Genomic DNA, 15,264 nt, shown 5'->3' on the forward strand with positions numbered 1-15,264 from the left:
GCTTTTGGGATAGGATTAGTATCTAACGGATTCACCTGCCGCTAATCGTCAAGAAATGGCCTTAAAACAGCTGCAAACCAGTAGATAACGGCGCCTCAGTCCGGTAGCTTTCCAAATCTACTCAAAGAGGCAAAATAGCGGCTGCTGAGTCCGTATCCCGGCATCAGCCGAGATAGGCATCTTTTTATTTCACCGCAGGAAGAATCACCTTAAAGGTGGTTCCCACTCCCACGATACTATGCACTTCGATCAATCCGCCATGTAGCTGAACAATCGAATGGGTGATCGATAAGCCCAGACCGGCGCCGCCGCTACGTCTTGCGCGCGAGGTATCGATGCGGTAAAACCGGTCAAACAGATGAGGAAGATGCTCGGGCGCAATCCCCTCTCCGTTGTCATGGATTGCAATTTCCACGCCAGTTGGCGTTTGCGCCAGCGTAAGCCCGACTTGCCCAGTCAACGGGTGCGTATGCTGAACGGCATTGTGGAACAGGTTAAGCACAACCTGCTTGATTTTATCCGGATCATACAGACATCGGGTCTGAGGCGCTAGGTGAAAGGTGACTTTCCTGTCTCCTGCAAGTAGACGAAGCTGAGGCTCCATCTCATGCAGCATCTCATCAAGCACTCCTTCCTTCTTCTGAAAAGAGGGAGAACGATCAAGCCGCGCCAGCAAAAGGAGATCCTCGACAAGCTTATTAATTCTCACGGATTCGCCATGCATGCTTTTCAATGCTTTCAGCAATGGCTCCGGCTGTTGGTATGCTCCGCGAAGCAGTACCTCCAGAAAGCCGTGTATGGATGTGAGCGGTGTGCGAAGTTCATGCGAAGCATCCGCTGCGAAACGGCGCATCTGCTCTTTCGCTTCCTTTTCCGCCTCGAAAGATACCTCCAACCGTTCCAGCATCCCATTAAATGAGGCGGCCAGACGATCAATTTCCACCTGTCCCTGATGTGCAGGGAATCGCTCGTTCAGGTTACCTGAGTCAATCTGCTTGACCGTATCCACCATATTGGAGAGCGGAACCAGCGTTCGGCGCAAGACGGGAAGGAAGCCTAGAAGACCAAACACCATCGCTAACAAGGATAGAAAAATAAAAGTAAGTAATTGCTGAACCAACACATCCCGAATCGGTGCAACACTGGTGCTGGCTTGAATAATGCCCTGAAAGCTTGGTCCGCCGGGACCGCCCCGGGATCGTTCAGGCTCTCCGCCAATCTGATGAAAAACCACAAGTTGATCATTGCCCTTCTCATCTTTGACGATGCGGTGCTCCAGCTTCATTTTCTTCTTTGCCAGGAGACTCAGATATTCCTCTTGGCTCAGTTGTGGAGCTGGCTGCTCATAAGGTGAGGAGATCAGCTTATAATTTCCTTTTTCATCAATAAAAGCAATGGATAACTCCGATACGAAAATCCGCTCCTGCTCACCGGCGAAACCAGGCCGGTTCTCACGGTTTGAGGGAAATACGGGCGTTTGCCCGTCTCCAGTACCCAAACCCAGACGCAGCATATTCGGGGGCAGTGCAGCAAGCTGATTGCGGATGGTCTCCGCTTTATTTTGATACATGAACCGCTGCATAACGACATATTGAAACACCCCAATGAGCAGCAGCAGCACGGATAGCACCAGTAAGGTTCTAGAAAGCAGTTGAAATTTCAGAGAGCCCGTCGCAAAAAGATCGGCAAACCTCCCCTTCCTTTTCATGTCAAATCCATCCGGTAACCGGCTCCGCGAATCGTGCGAATCAGCTTATGTTCCTTATCGTTCAGCTTATCGCGCAAGGACCGAATGTACACCTCCACGATATTCTCTTCGCCTCCAAAATCATATCCCCAAACTTTATCGAGAATCATCGATTTGCTGAGCACAAGTCCATGATTAATCGCCATGAATTTAAGCAGCTCATATTCGGTTGGGGATAACTCCAGCACTCTGTCATGCAGGCTAATTTCTTTGCGACGGTCATCCATGCGAAGCGGTCCAATTACAACCTCGCCGAACAAGTTTGGAAAATGATTGCGTATCCGCGCATAAATGCGGGCAAGCAGCTCTTCAAAGCTGAACGGTTTGACCATATAATCGTCCGCTCCGATTGTAAGTCCCTTCACCCGGTCATCGATTTCGTCTTTGGCTGTCAGCATGATGACGGCGATGTTTTCCGTCTTTTTGATCATACGGCAAACTTCGAATCCGTCCATTCCCGGCATCATCACATCCAATATCGCAATATGCGGCTGAAATTTATTGCATGTCGTGATGGCGGAAAGTCCATCCGTTGCGGTCATCACCTCGAAGCCTTCATTCGTTAGACCTAATTCTAAAAATTCCAAAATATGAGGCTCGTCATCTACGAGCAGAATTTTGATTCCTTTTAACTGGCGCATGGGGTCGTTCCTCCCGGGTTCAATTCAATACAGGCTTTACAGACATTTTCTATAGTCAGTATCCCATATCCTGCCTAAAAGCAACCTGAGCAAAAGCTGAAAGGTTGCTGAATACTATCACTTTTCAGTAATTTTTCAGCTAACTATCAATTGAATCTCAGGTAATGCTTCTATAATTAGACCAACAACGTAAAGGACACCAAAGAAAAGAGGAAACACTTATGGAGCCATTATCCCCCTCCTTCCATTCGTTCCATTTCCAATCGCTCAAGGCTGAGATCGAATTATTGCTCCGCTGTGACGATAAAGAGCGCACGCTCATCACGCAATTAACCGATGATTGGTTTCGCAATGTCGATAAGCGTTTCAGCCCGGCTCTTGCCGACAGTGAAATTTCTCTATTAAATACATTAGCCGGGGAAAATTGCATGGTTTCTAATACCATGCTAGAGGTACTTTTTTTAGCTGAAATGTACCAAGCTGTAACCGATGGCTATTATCATCCACTTCATGCGGATGGTGCGCAGGCCGCTGCCCTTTTGGAATGGGAAGTAGATCCCTCCACGAAATCGATTAAGCTCCCCCATAATGCCAACATTCATTTGAGAGGGCTGGAGCAGGGCTGGGCGGTCAAACGATTAGCAGAATATATGCAGAAACAGCTTTCCCTGGAGCAAGGCTTAATCCTCGCCGGAGGAGAAATTACGGTATGGGGTCGAAGCTCGCTGGGCATTGATCCTTGGATTATCGGCATTCAGAACCCTTGGCATGACAACGCTAAGCTAGGTGCCATCGCTTTACCCGAAGGTTCCCTATCGACGTACAGCCAGTTCGAAGATCCGGATGCTGGCTCGGTCCATGATGTCGTGCAGTGCACGGTTGCCGGTGAAGATCTTGTGGAATGCCAAGTTTGGGCTAGGACGCTTGCAAGACTTGGTGTTCATGAAGGGCTGGCGCTGCTGGCCAAACGCACCTCCGTGTGTGAAGCGGTCGTGATTACCGCGGAACAGGAGCTTCACTATTTCGGGAAAAAAGCCTCTCTCCAGCGAAGATGGCTGGATATGCGAATCGACCATTATCACTTTCAAGATAAGGTATCTTAAGCCACTGGAACCTTTATCCACATACTTGCGCACATTATCCACATATTTCAGATGATTTACCCACAAGGATGGTTATTTTATCAACAAGTTATCCACAGGTTGTTAGTAAGAACGAAAACATGATACAATTTTTCAAAAATGAACTAGAGGTATCGTATGAAGTATGATGTCATTGTCATCGGCGGAGGTTCGGCTGGCCTCATGGCTAGTATTGCCGCAAGCCGCCAAGGCGCCAAGGTTCTTCTCCTCGACAAAGGGGATAAGCTCGGCCGCAAGCTTGGCATCTCCGGAGGCGGCAGGTGCAACGTTACGAATAACAAAGACATGGATGAGCTTATTCAGCATATCCCGGGCAACGGGCGCTTCCTATACAGTGCTTTGACGCAGTTCGGCAACAAGCACATTATCGAATTTTTTGAAAATCTCGGGATCCGTCTGAAAGAAGAGGATAACGGGCGTATGTTTCCCGTCAGCGACAAGGCCAAAACCGTCGTAGACGCGTTGATCGGCCAAGTTCGCAAGCAGGGTGTGGAGATCCGGACGAACAGTCCGGTCAAAAGGGTCCTGTTCCAGGACGGCAGCGTCCAAGGCGTCCAGCTCCACTCCGGCGAGAAGATGGACAGCCGCGCTGTCATCATCGCCTCAGGCGGATGCTCCGTTCCGCATACCGGCTCCACTGGAGACGGATATGCGTGGGCGGAAGCTGGCGGGCATACGATCACGCAGCTTTTTCCGACCGAGGTCCCGCTAACCTCGAAGGAAGCTTGGATCCGCAGCCGCGAGCTGCAAGGACTTTCTTTGCGCGACGTGACACTTTCCGTGTGGAACGCCAAAGGGAAGGCTGTCATCTCCCACCGCGGGGACATGTTGTTTACGCACTTCGGGCTGTCCGGCCCCATCGCCCTGCGCTGCAGTCAGTTCGTCGTCAAGGAACTAGCCAAAGCCGAGCGGAAGGAAGTTCTTCTTACCGTGGATCTCTTCCCTGACCTGAGCATGGATGAGCTGTACAAAGAAAGCATGGCGCTCACGAAGGTTGAGGCCAAGAAAGCAATTAAGAACGTGCTGAAGCCTCTCCTGTCCGAGCGTCTGATTCCTATGCTGCTGGAGCGATCCGGTCTGGACGAGCAGCTTACGCACGATAACATTCCGAAGCAGAAGTGGCTCGACATGTGCAAGCTTATGAAGGCTTTCCCCGTGCGCATTCACGGGACGCTTTCCATTGAAGAAGCCTTCGTTACGGGCGGCGGCGTGCATCTCAAAGAAGTCGACCCCAGCACGATGGCGTCGAAGTTGGTGAATGGACTTTACTTCTGTGGAGAAGTCCTGGATATTCACGGCTATACAGGCGGTTATAATATCACCGCTGCTTTCTCTACCGGTTATATGGCCGGCCAAAGCGCGGCGCAGCAGTAGATTGTTCCCTACTCCAACTAAAAAGGACCTACATCCACGGATGCAGGTCCTTCTTCATTTTACAAGAGATTAAGCTGTTACCGCTTCAAGGTCATCTTCTTCGTCACGATCAAATGCCGCGCGGTCGAATTCGCCTTCGGACTCAGCTACAAGCAAAGCTGTAACGGTTGTACCCGTTGCGTTAACGGCTGTACGACCCATGTCGATCAGCGCTTCAACGCCAAGCACAAGACCCATACCTTCCAGAGGCAAACCAAGAGCTGTCAATACAACGGTCGTCGAAATCGCAGCAGGTCCCGGAACACCGGCAACACCAATGGAGGAAATTACGCTTACTAGGATAAGGATAAAGTAGTCAGATCCACTAAGTGGGAGATTGTAAACTTTCGCTACGAAAATCGCTACAACCGCCGGCCACACACCGCCGCAACCATTGAAGTTCATTGTAGCGCCGAGTGGTGCTACGAAGCTGGCAATACGCGGTGAAATACGTAGACGCTTCGTGATAACTTCCAGGTTCACCGGCAGCGTTGCATAACTGCTTCGTGTTGTGAATGCGACAGCAATCGTCGGATACGCTTTTTTGAAAAACTTAATAGGGTTAACTTTCGCTACCAGAAGAACTAAACCACCGAAAATCAAGACGAAGTGAATGATAAGTGCTACGTAAGAAGTTAAGATAATTTTGGCAAGCGGAGCAAGGGTTTCAATCCCATATTTCGCCGCCATACCTGCGATCAATGCATATACACCATATGGTGTCAGACGAATAACATACTTAACAACTTGGTGAATCACAGCAGTTGCGGATGTAATAAACGATTTAACAGCTGCTACGCTCTCAGGCTTCTTGGAACCAACGTGAACAATAGCCACAGCCACGAAGATCGCGAAGATCAGAACGGGTACAACTTTCCCTGTTGCCATATCGTTAATCGGGTTGGACGGCACCAGATCCAGAATAACTTGGGAGAACGTCGGAATTTCTTTAGCTTTAAAATCTTTCGGTACAGCCTGTGCAATCCCGTTACCTGGATCGAACGCCAGGGCAATGACCAAACCAATCACAGATGCAATCCCTGTTGTCAGCAAAAACCAGCCGATTGTTTTCAGACCGAGTTTACGAAGCTGACCTAGACTGGATAGAGAGGAAATACTGTTAATAACTAAGATAAGGACCAGAGGCATTACGAGCATTTTAATCAAGTTAACATAAATCGTTCCGATCGTGCTTACGCTTTTGTACTCCAAATGCAATTGGTTAAACGCTATCCCGGCTACGAGACCAAGACCTAACCCGATGAAAACGCGGTTCCCGAAGCTTACTCTTTTTCTCCCCAAGAAAACGAGCAAACCAATAATTAATATTGATACGACTAAGCTGACCCAGTTCGATGTAAATGCGGTGACCAGGTTATTTTTCACTAGAATCATCTCCTTAATTCCTACGATCTTACTTGGTTTAATGGAATTAGAATATGACATTAGAAGTTACATGTCAATGGTTAATTTAAAATAATGCAAAAAAACCGAATTTTATGCTCGTTAATCCGAGATAAAATGCGGTTTTTTCTCACAATATTTGTGTAATTACGAACGAAATTTACAAAGCATGCCTTAAATGAGGCTAATCCAATCGGAAGCCTATTATAGCTGAATTGCAATGCTGCATAGAAATGAGGGGATGCCCCTCCGGTCATCCTTGACCAAATGGGACAGCCCCCACCTTGACTCATGAACCTGTGCGAACAGAACTAACTCACCTCAGATCCGTATGCCGGCGCTGAAGTGATTGTAGTCGTCAGAGGACGGATCAAAAGCCGCTTCTTCCTCGCTCGGCACGGCGTCGGCATCACGCGTTGAGGCGTAATTATCCGGCCAATCCTCATTCACGGTGTGAGCCGGGATGCGGATGGAGCCCTCCAGATCATACGCCATAGCGTAGGTATCCGGCTCGGACTGCGTGGGCTGCCGTTCCACTAGACGCCCGCCGTGTGCCTGCGCGATCTCAAGCGCTGAGGTCATTTCCTGGTCGTCGAGATGGATGTGCAGCGTCGTCCTCTCCCCTTCCAGCAGCTCCGGCTTGTAGCCGAGCTCCTCCAATGTATCAAGCGCAAGCAGTGCATCCCGCTCCTTATCAAAACCAAAAAAGATAGGAACAAAGTTCTTCATCGCATAGCATCCTTTCTTCCTCCAAATGAAAAGTCTGCCATTAGCTTCTGCAACTTGTTCCCTGCCTATTCTACATCGTAGCTTCCTGCACGATTTTGAGCAGCTCCGCATGGTATTCGGGCACCGCAGCAACGATATAAGCCGGCTTTCCGCTCCCGTCACCAGTTCCACCAAGCATAGCAAGTGGATTGCCATCAAAATCCGTCACCTTCACGCCTGCCTCTTGCGCCAGCAGCAACCCCGCGTACAAATCCTCCCCTTCAGAGTTGTATAGAACAATGCCGTGCAGGTCGCCTCTGGCCAGCAGCGCCCATGTCAAAGACGGCGCCCACATGCGCAGTACCCTTTTCATTGAATGCTCCAGATGATGCCGGAGCCTTAGCGCCCCTTGATCATTTTTGCCAACGACATGGCCCTGAATCCATGAGATGGTGGATTTTACAAGCGCTCCGCTGGGCTTTGCCGCAAGCTTCCTGCCATCCTGCCAAGCGCCTTCCCCCTGCAGGGCGGCATAATTAAGCCCGAGTGCCGAATCGTGGATCACGCCAAGTACAATTCGCCCCTGATAGCTTAAGGAAATGGATACTCCGTAAAGCGGTATCCCGAGAGCGAAATTATTCGTTCCATCCAGCGGGTCAACGTGCCAAACCCATTCACTTGCCGCACCGCCTTCACCGGCTTCTTCACTATAGATACGATGAGTTGGGAACACCGCCATAATCTCATCAACAATGAGGCGATCCGCTTTCACATCGACCTCGGTCACCAAGTCGCCACGCTCATCCTTGTGCTGAATATTCAACTTACTGCCGAAGTGCTCTCTTGCCAACTCTCCCGCCTTGGATGCTGCTTTCACAGCAACTTCTCTGGCTACAATCCATTCCTTACCATCCATATCCCTTAGCCCCTTTGTGGAAACATTCTTCTATAGATGTAACCATTTTACCATATGTTCCCTACGAAGTTACCCTTGTGTGAAGCCCCTTGCATTGACAAGCAGCCTCTTCATAAGTGATAATATAGCAAAATCTTAAGCGATATGAGCAGTCGAAAGGGGCATTACGAGCATGGTAAAGCATCATCAACACAAGATTTTGGATTGTACGATTCGGGACGGCGGTTTGGTGAACGACTGGGATTTTAGCGTGGAGTTTGTCCAAGACATGTATCGCGGTTTAAGTGCAGCCGGCGTAGAGTATATGGAGATCGGCTACAAAAACTCGGAGAAACTGCTGAAAGGCGGAGCATCCGGTCCATGGCGTTTTTTGAATGAGGCTTTTCTGCGTGATGTCATTACCAAAAAGACAGATACGAAGCTATCTGCGCTCGTAGATATCGGCCGTGTCGATGAGAAAGACATTTTACCCCGTGAAGACAGCTTGCTTGATTTGATCCGCGTCGCTTGTTATATCAAAGATGTGGACAAAGGTCTGGAGCTTGTTCAAAAGTTCAACGACATGGGCTATGAAACGTCCCTGAACATTATGGCGCTTTCCCACGTGATGGAAAATGAGCTGATCGAAGCATTCGAAGAAATTAACAAAAGCCCCGTTGACGTTGTCTATATCGTAGACTCCTACGGCAGCATGGCTCCTAAGGATATTGATTACCTGGTAACGAAATTCCAACGCCTGCTTCCTGAGAAAGAGCTTGGCTTGCATATGCATAACAACATGCAGCTTGCTTTTGCCAACACGATTACTGGCGCAGCCAGTGGCGTAACCTTCTTGGATTCCTCCGTATACGGTATGGGTCGCGCTGCAGGAAACTGTACGACAGAATTGTTGCTCAGCCATTTGAAAGGCGCGCGCTACGATATTCGTCCTGTCCTCGAAATCATTGAAAAACACATGATCACGATGCGTGAGAAATGGGATTGGGGCTACCTCATTCCTTACATGATCGTAGGTGCACTCGATGAGCACCCACGCACAGCTATGGCGCTGCTCAACTCAGCAGAAAGAAATAACTTCGTCGATTTCTACGACCGTTTGACTTCCGTTGAGACCGTGCCTGCTTCTCACAAAGGCTAATTCGTTCGACCAAAGAAACCCCCTGTCAGCTTGTTCGTAAGGCATTGCCTGCGGAAGAGCGACAAGGGGTTTTTCTTATGGCTGCGAAACGGAGACTTATTTGATAATTTTGGCTGAAACAACGTAATCCTCGGCATATTCCCGGTCAATAAGGAAGGTAAATTCCTCTTCCTCCCGGCGAGCGCTTCCTCTTTTCCGGAACACCTCGATATATTCACTGTCTATAAGCTGCGTGCAATCCTCATCGGCATAAATCAGGCCGCCGTCCAAACGTTTGATCGCTTCAACCATCGCTTCACGCGATTTTAACCCACCCTCAATTCGTACATACACTCTTCCTGTCGCATCTTGGTCCTGCAGTAAAATGACTACTTTCTGTACCGTCTTGGCACGTACTTTCTTTTCCGGTGATATGCTCATTTGTTCGGCTCCTTTATCAGCATTCTCTGTGCTAGTTTATGTCACGAAGGTTAAACGCGGACTAGGCTAATGATCACTCTATGAAAGACTGGGCAGCTTCGAAACTAGCGTTCATGTATGTAAAAGCTCCTTACCTGAGAAACTAAGACGATGAATCGAAGCCGCTGTTCTGGCGGGAGCTGGGAGTGAATATTTTTCCGAATGAGCCGCATATTGCTGATCGAGGATGAAGAACGCATTGCCCGCGTGTTGAAGCTGGAGCTTGAGCATGAAGGCTATGAAGTACATACGAAGCCAGATGGGCGCGCAGGACTGGATGCCGCGCTGTCTGAAACCGAATGGGATCTTATTTTACTGGACGTCATGCTGCCGGAACTAAGCGGTCTGGAAGTATTGCGCCGTATTCGCCAAGTGAACGCTACGCTGCCTATTATTCTGCTGACCGCGAGAGATGCTGTGTCGGACAGAGTCAGCGGGCTGGATCAAGGCGCTAACGATTATGTGACGAAACCTTTTGCCACTATTGAACTGTTGGCACGCATACGCAGCTTGCTCAGACAGCGGAATCTGCAGGACCAGCCGGCAGAGCAGCCTCATTTGCTGAAAATTGATGACTTAACCATGGACTTGAAAAGCAGATCCGTAGTACGAGAGGGAACTACTATTGAACTTACGCCAACAGAATTTGAACTGCTTCGCTTCCTGATTCAGCATCAAGATGAAGTCATGACGAGGGAACAGATTATTTCCGAGGTTTGGGGCTATGATTTTGTAGGGGATACGAATGTCGTTGATGTTTATATTCGTTATCTTCGGCAGAAAGTGGACAAGCCCTTTTCCTCCAAGCTTATACAAACGATCCGCGGAATCGGTTACCTGATTAAAGTAGATCCAGCGCAAGCACCCAAAGAAACAGATGAAGCGTCGGGTGGAACGGCCACCAAAGAAAAACCTTTATGAGTCTAAAGCTGAAAATTACACTGGGCGTTGCCGTCGGTCTCATGCTGATCCTTTTTATCAGCTTTACTTTTGCCTACTACATGTTCATTCGGGTGACCACCAATGGCGAGGCCGATTTGCTCAAAGAGAAGGCGAGGACACTGCTTTTAAAGGATCTGCCCAATCATCCTGAGTATTGGCAGGACAATTCCCAGATGGAAGAACTCCTCATCCCTCAGGAAATGCTGCGCTATATTGGACCGGATTCCAAGGTCATATATCAAATTTATTCTGATGAGACGCTAATTCGCTACCCCGTCACCTATGTGAACAAAGACACCATTACGGTAGAAACGGCTCCAGACGGTATCTATGTTTTTGTAAAAATGCCCGTTTTTAAAGAGGGCCATCAGCTTGCAACGCTTGAAATTGGCCGCAGCCTGAGGAGATTGGGGCAATATGCGGACATGCTCATCTCGGTACTCCTCTTGACCTCAACGGGAACGCTGATTCTCGCTCTGATCGGGGGATATTTCTATACGAACGTCCTTTTCCGCCCGCTTCAGGACTTCGTCTGCACGATGCAGAACATCGAACAGAGCGGCTCCTTCCGGCACATCAACCTGCCAGCGAAGGATACCAACGATGAACTCGTGATACTTGGCGCGACCTTCAACCGGATGATCGACAGGCTGCAGGATATGTTTCAAAAGCAGGAACAATTCCTTGCCGATGCTTCCCACGAACTGCGCACCCCCCTGACCATCATTGAGAGCTATGCGAGCTTGCTAAGAAGATGGGCTTTCCATGATGAAAAGCTGCGGGAGGAAGCGCTCGAAGCGATTATTTCCGAATCCGCTCAGTTGAAGCAGCTAACTCAGAACCTGCTTTCTCTCACGGATGTCGTCCGGGAAAACTGTGAGCAGGACGTCGACTTCGATCTGCTTCCTCTCGCCCATCAAACCGCGGCTTCCCTTCGCATGACATCCGGGAGAGAAATTGACGTAGAGCTGGCTTCGGAACAACAAGAACTTCTTATGAGCGGTGACTCCTATAAAATAAAGCAGCTGCTTATTATCTTGCTAGATAATGCGCTGAAATACAGCCAGCAGAAGATCGTTATGCACATCGAACTCACCAATGATCATTGGGTCATCCTTAAAGTCATCGATCAAGGAATTGGCATCCCTGAAGACGATATCCCCCATCTCTTCGACAGGTTCTATCGCAGTGATAAAGCAAGGAATCGCAAACAGGGCGGTGTGGGTCTGGGACTGGCCATAGCTCTGCATATCGTGCAGAAGCATAAAGGCACGATCGAAATTCAAAGCCATTTGGGAGAAGGGACTACAGTGATTGTCAAACTACCGACAACATGTCAATAAAAAAATTTTCATAGGATTTTCATCATTCTCTCAGAAAGCGTAGGAAAACCAACCATAGTATGGCGAAAGGGCTTTCAAGGTAAAAAATAGGTTGAATTTCATCTGGTATACTTGGGGCATGTCAAACGTAACCGACATAACGTCACTCAATAGATGAGTCTGGTGAAGCAATTTCAAACAACTCAATTCTAGGAGGCTACCACGATGAATATACAAACCAACTGGTACAAGAAGTTAGTTGTTACGGCGTTGACCGTTTCCATAGGACTCTCTGCAGGGATGATATCTGCACCTCGTCAAGCTGATGCTGCCACAGCTTCAACGACTGAAGCCTCGATCACGGCAACCTCCCGTGGGAATAGTGTCATTAGTATCGGTAAAAAATACTTGGGAACACCTTACCTATTCGGTTCAAGATCAGGTCAAACGAACACATTCGACTGTTCTTCCTTCACGCAATATGTATTCAGTCGCGTAGGTGTCAACCTGCCGCGTACATCTAAGAATCAGGCCCATGTGGGCAGCTATGTGTCTAGAAGCAATCTTCGCACAGGTGACCTTGTGTTTTTCTCAAATCCCGGCAAGCCGGGCGTCATTAACCACGTTGCCATCTACATGGGGAATGGCAACCTCCTGCAAACTTACGGGGCTGGCGGCGTACGCATTACGAACATTCATAGCGGGACTTGGTCATCCCGTTATATGACCGCCCGCCGCGTATTGTAAGAATGCACACTAGGCTCAAATAGCGCCGTAGTTCCTCAGCGCATACGCATCTACAAAAAACCGTTCTTTCGTAAAATGGCGGGTCCCTGCGGCCTCCAGAATACGATAGGAACGGTTTTTTGTATGTTCGGCTTCGCTGCTGCTAATAACGAATGTAGGCTTCCGTATAAGTCTCTTTTAATCCTCTTTTACGCACCTTTATCTGGAGTAAACGCTGCTTGTAACTGACTCTCGCCGATCTGGGAAGCACAAGCGTCGGAAATTTAATAATTCGGCCCTTCCCGCTGGTGAATCCGGTGAGCTTCATCTGATTCGATTTTACAAACACTCGAAGTGCCCTTGGATCTTCGCCTTTGGCGATTTTCACTTTGACAATGACATGTTCATGCGTTTCAAAGATTTCGGCGCCGGTCGCTCCTTGCGTAGAAATGCTTGCGTCCATGCCCGGCATAGCTTTTTTCAGCATGTCCTGTACATATCCCTCAACCCACGTCATATTATCTAGAAAGGTCTGCCCTTTTTCAGCGAAAGGCAGCTTTTGCCCGAGAAACTTCTCTACATGATCCCATTTCAGCCAAGGATGGCGATTAAACCCGCTCAAGCCTATCACCTCGTTTTCTCTTGCAGTATATGTGCCTACGCCCTGATGTGACACCAATCTGAAAAACAGATCACCTCTAGGCGAATACCCTCATATACTAAAGGTGTGAGAAGCCTGAAGTCAGGGAGGCCGAAATATGCCATCTATTGTAGGGAACGTGAAAATCATCAGCGTTGGTTCCAGCTCAGTTGTCCACTTCGGCGATACCTTCATCATCGCACCTACCAGCTCTTCCAAAACATTCGCAGGAGCAGGCTCCTTTAATACGGGTGATTTCCCTCGTGTCTATAATGCATACAGCACTACCGTCACTAATGATTCGGATCTTATCGAAGCGAACGCCACCAGCGGAGTGATCGTCTAACGAACGCGATGTCAAACACAGCGAGGTGTTCCTTATGAACATGATCATTCACCAAACCATCATGATTCAGCAGCTAAAAGTGAACTCCGTTGCCAACTCCTCCGTTCTTCAAATCGGCACCGCAGGTTCCATTCGTTCCTTGTCAAACCTCTATAATACAGGCGGTTATGTTGAACCTACGCCAGCGCTTGGTTCGAGTGATGTAAATCCCGTTTCGCTCGTTCGATTGCCGCCGCCTACCTAATCCGCTATGAAATGACCACCATGAAAGGTTTTCTAATGAAACCGGAAGGAGGTGCCATATATGCATAATTCAATCACGTGGCAGCAATGGGCCCAGCAGCTTTCCGCCTATATTGAATTGCAGAAGCAGCGTATCGATAAACTGGAAGAAACCGTTACGAAACTGCAGTCCGACCTCGATGCTCTAAAAGTTGAGAAACGATTCCATATCGATAAAATCGAATATAATTTCGATCAACTGAAGGTTGAAAAACTGGACGGAACTTTGACCATAGGCATCAGCCCGAGCTCGCTGGATAACGTCGACGATTTCACAGTTAATGGTGCCTCAGTAGGGAAAGATGCCGGGCAAAATCAAAATCAAAATCAAGATCAGAATCCGTTCGCCCAGGGACAAGGGATGGGGATGGGAACAGGGCAAGAATTCGGAATTGGACCTATGAACACCGGGAATACGAGAAAGCAGCAGGGCACGGAAGGGCAAGCCCATTCAGGAGCTTCGATGCAGCACGACGTTTCGAAAGGCATTGCGCATTATCTGCAATATGGGCTCCAATCCGATATGTTGAATCTGGAAAACAAATACCAGTACCATTTGGACGAAGATTACAAAGACCTTATCATAGACGATATTCGCAAACAATTGGATGCTCGCATTCAGCATTATGTCAATCAATACCGCGGTGTAGGATTTAAAGAACCAATGGAAGCTGTAACGACAAGTATCATTGATAAAACAAAACAGGACATTATCAGTGCAGTTGAAAGCTACATATCCAGTCTGCCAAGAAATGAGGGTTAACTATGATGAACTTGAATGTGGAAAACAAACAAATTTTCGTAGGTGATGTACGCATCGTCGGGGTTTCCAGCTCCTCGGTTTTTCTTATCGGCGATACAGAGGTCATCTCCTTGTCTTCGATGTTCGACACTCCTCCGGAAGCCGTCATCATCTCGCCATTCGTCCCGCTCCCACCTGAGGCCTAGAGGATGGCGCGCCTCTCCATTGTCGGCTATGTCTATGTGCTTGAAATTGGCGCCAGCAGTGTCATGCAGGTCGGAGATAACGTCACCACCGCGCTGGATACCAACGTCTTCGCTGTGCAGCGCGAAGTACCGATCTATTACGGGAATGAAGGGAGCTTTAAGGCCTATCCCTTCTATCAACGTCCAATTCCCACACCTCAGCCACCCGAGCCATTTACAATGTGTGTGGATAACTTAGGCTCCTATATCCGGGTGCGGGGCATCAAAATTCTAGGCGTTGGCTCAACCTCTGTGCTCCAGATCGGCAGCAACCGCGTAATTGGAAGCGAAGCCCGAATCAAAAACATCCGTCAGTTCGTTACCGACAAGCCCGGTCCTCATGGGCAGCAAACCTTTATCAAGATAGGCACCGAGGATGTTATCGGCGATGTTCTGCCTGCTATCAAGCCGCCGCCTGGCTTGTAGGTTCCATAAACCAAAGAACCGCCCC

Annotated in this window: 17 protein-coding genes and 1 pseudogene; 11 read left to right on the forward strand and 7 right to left on the reverse strand. The window is 48.7% G+C overall.

The features are described from left to right. Nucleotides 1-184: 184 nt before the first annotated feature. Both RQP52_RS28300 and RQP52_RS28305 read right to left on the reverse strand, forming a co-directional pair. Nucleotides 185-1,708: a sensor histidine kinase gene (locus RQP52_RS28300; protein WP_315954953.1), complete on the reverse strand. Its 1,524-nt coding sequence runs from the start codon at nucleotides 1,706-1,708 to the stop codon at nucleotides 185-187. Next, the gene (locus tag RQP52_RS28305; RefSeq protein ID WP_127458044.1) at nucleotides 1,705-2,388 is read right to left on the reverse strand and encodes a response regulator transcription factor; all 684 of its coding nucleotides are present in this window, start codon (nucleotides 2,386-2,388) and stop codon (nucleotides 1,705-1,707) included. Before RQP52_RS28305 ends, RQP52_RS28300 begins: the two co-directional genes overlap by 4 nt. Nucleotides 2,389-2,609: 221 nt before the next feature. Here RQP52_RS28305 and RQP52_RS28310 point away from each other — a divergent pair, with 221 nt between their 5' ends. Next, entirely contained in the window at nucleotides 2,610-3,491 is an 882-nt protein-coding gene (locus RQP52_RS28310) for an FAD:protein FMN transferase (protein ID WP_315954954.1), read from the forward strand. A 156-nt stretch (nucleotides 3,492-3,647) separates the two neighbouring features. After that, nucleotides 3,648-4,904 (forward strand): BaiN/RdsA family NAD(P)/FAD-dependent oxidoreductase, encoded by a 1,257-nt coding sequence (locus RQP52_RS28315; RefSeq protein WP_315954955.1) that lies wholly within the window; start codon nucleotides 3,648-3,650, stop codon nucleotides 4,902-4,904. A 69-nt stretch (nucleotides 4,905-4,973) separates the two neighbouring features. On the opposite strand, the gene RQP52_RS28320 is transcribed toward RQP52_RS28315, so the two are convergent. The 3 genes from RQP52_RS28320 to RQP52_RS28330 all read right to left on the reverse strand — a co-directional run bounded on the left by RQP52_RS28320 (nucleotide 4,974) and on the right by RQP52_RS28330 (nucleotide 7,971). Next, nucleotides 4,974-6,329, reverse strand: coding sequence for a dicarboxylate/amino acid:cation symporter (locus tag RQP52_RS28320; protein WP_315954956.1), 1,356 nt, complete (start codon nucleotides 6,327-6,329; stop codon nucleotides 4,974-4,976). A 339-nt stretch (nucleotides 6,330-6,668) separates the two neighbouring features. Next, a complete protein-coding gene (locus RQP52_RS28325) occupies nucleotides 6,669-7,187 on the reverse strand; it encodes a hypothetical protein (protein ID WP_315954957.1) in 519 nt (172 codons plus the stop codon). Next, the gene (locus RQP52_RS28330; protein WP_315954958.1) at nucleotides 7,147-7,971 is read right to left on the reverse strand and encodes an inositol monophosphatase family protein; all 825 of its coding nucleotides are present in this window, start codon (nucleotides 7,969-7,971) and stop codon (nucleotides 7,147-7,149) included. The genes RQP52_RS28325 and RQP52_RS28330 overlap by 41 nt, the downstream gene beginning before the upstream one ends. 172 nt (nucleotides 7,972-8,143) lie before the next feature. Between RQP52_RS28330 and RQP52_RS28335 the strand changes: the two genes are divergently transcribed. Continuing rightward, nucleotides 8,144-9,109, forward strand: a complete 966-nt coding sequence (locus RQP52_RS28335) for an aldolase catalytic domain-containing protein (RefSeq protein WP_315954959.1) — start codon at nucleotides 8,144-8,146, stop codon at nucleotides 9,107-9,109. Nucleotides 9,110-9,205: 96 nt separating this feature from the next. Here RQP52_RS28335 and RQP52_RS28340 read toward each other — a convergent pair whose 3' ends face one another. Continuing rightward, nucleotides 9,206-9,529, reverse strand: coding sequence for a hypothetical protein (locus RQP52_RS28340; RefSeq protein ID WP_315954960.1), 324 nt, complete (start codon nucleotides 9,527-9,529; stop codon nucleotides 9,206-9,208). Nucleotides 9,530-9,730: 201 nt separating this feature from the next. On the opposite strand from RQP52_RS28340, the gene RQP52_RS28345 reads away from it, so the two are divergent. The 3 genes from RQP52_RS28345 to RQP52_RS28355 all read left to right on the forward strand — a co-directional run bounded on the left by RQP52_RS28345 (nucleotide 9,731) and on the right by RQP52_RS28355 (nucleotide 12,579). Beyond that, on the forward strand, nucleotides 9,731-10,489 hold the full coding sequence (locus RQP52_RS28345; protein WP_315954961.1) for a response regulator transcription factor: 759 nt from the start codon (nucleotides 9,731-9,733) through the stop codon (nucleotides 10,487-10,489). Next, nucleotides 10,486-11,853 (forward strand): sensor histidine kinase, encoded by a 1,368-nt coding sequence (locus RQP52_RS28350; RefSeq protein WP_315954962.1) that lies wholly within the window; start codon nucleotides 10,486-10,488, stop codon nucleotides 11,851-11,853. The genes RQP52_RS28345 and RQP52_RS28350 overlap by 4 nt, the downstream gene beginning before the upstream one ends. Before the next feature lie 204 nt (nucleotides 11,854-12,057). After that, a complete protein-coding gene (locus RQP52_RS28355) occupies nucleotides 12,058-12,579 on the forward strand; it encodes a C40 family peptidase (RefSeq protein WP_315954963.1) in 522 nt (173 codons plus the stop codon). Between the two features lie 142 nt (nucleotides 12,580-12,721). Here the strand turns inward: RQP52_RS28355 and RQP52_RS28360 are convergent, their stop codons facing one another. Next, on the reverse strand, nucleotides 12,722-13,180 hold the full coding sequence (locus RQP52_RS28360) for an Hsp20/alpha crystallin family protein (RefSeq protein ID WP_315954964.1): 459 nt from the start codon (nucleotides 13,178-13,180) through the stop codon (nucleotides 12,722-12,724). Between the two features lie 136 nt (nucleotides 13,181-13,316). Between RQP52_RS28360 and RQP52_RS28365 the strand changes: the two genes are divergently transcribed. From RQP52_RS28365 to RQP52_RS28385, 5 genes and pseudogenes are all read left to right on the forward strand, one after another. Continuing rightward, nucleotides 13,317-13,544 (forward strand): spore germination protein, encoded by a 228-nt coding sequence (locus RQP52_RS28365; RefSeq protein ID WP_127457737.1) that lies wholly within the window; start codon nucleotides 13,317-13,319, stop codon nucleotides 13,542-13,544. Nucleotides 13,545-13,578: 34 nt separating this feature from the next. Next, nucleotides 13,579-13,788 carry a spore germination protein GerPB gene (locus RQP52_RS28370; protein WP_315954965.1) on the forward strand — a complete coding sequence of 70 codons (210 nt, stop codon included), beginning with the start codon at nucleotides 13,579-13,581 and terminating at the stop codon, nucleotides 13,786-13,788. A 60-nt stretch (nucleotides 13,789-13,848) separates the two neighbouring features. Then, a complete protein-coding gene (gerPC, locus tag RQP52_RS28375) occupies nucleotides 13,849-14,589 on the forward strand; it encodes a spore germination protein GerPC (RefSeq protein WP_315954966.1) in 741 nt (246 codons plus the stop codon). 5 nt (nucleotides 14,590-14,594) lie between these two features. Beyond that, the gene (locus RQP52_RS28380; protein ID WP_157323778.1) at nucleotides 14,595-14,774 is read left to right on the forward strand and encodes a spore gernimation protein GerPD; all 180 of its coding nucleotides are present in this window, start codon (nucleotides 14,595-14,597) and stop codon (nucleotides 14,772-14,774) included. Between the two features lie 3 nt (nucleotides 14,775-14,777). Beyond that, nucleotides 14,778-15,200 (forward strand): annotated as a pseudogene (locus RQP52_RS28385) (spore germination protein GerPE); the annotation flags it as partial. Between the last annotated feature and the right edge of the window lie 64 nt (nucleotides 15,201-15,264).

The sequence above is a fragment of the Paenibacillus violae genome (assembly GCF_032461945.1).
In the GTDB taxonomy this organism is placed as follows: domain Bacteria; phylum Bacillota; class Bacilli; order Paenibacillales; family NBRC-103111; genus Paenibacillus_E; species Paenibacillus_E violae.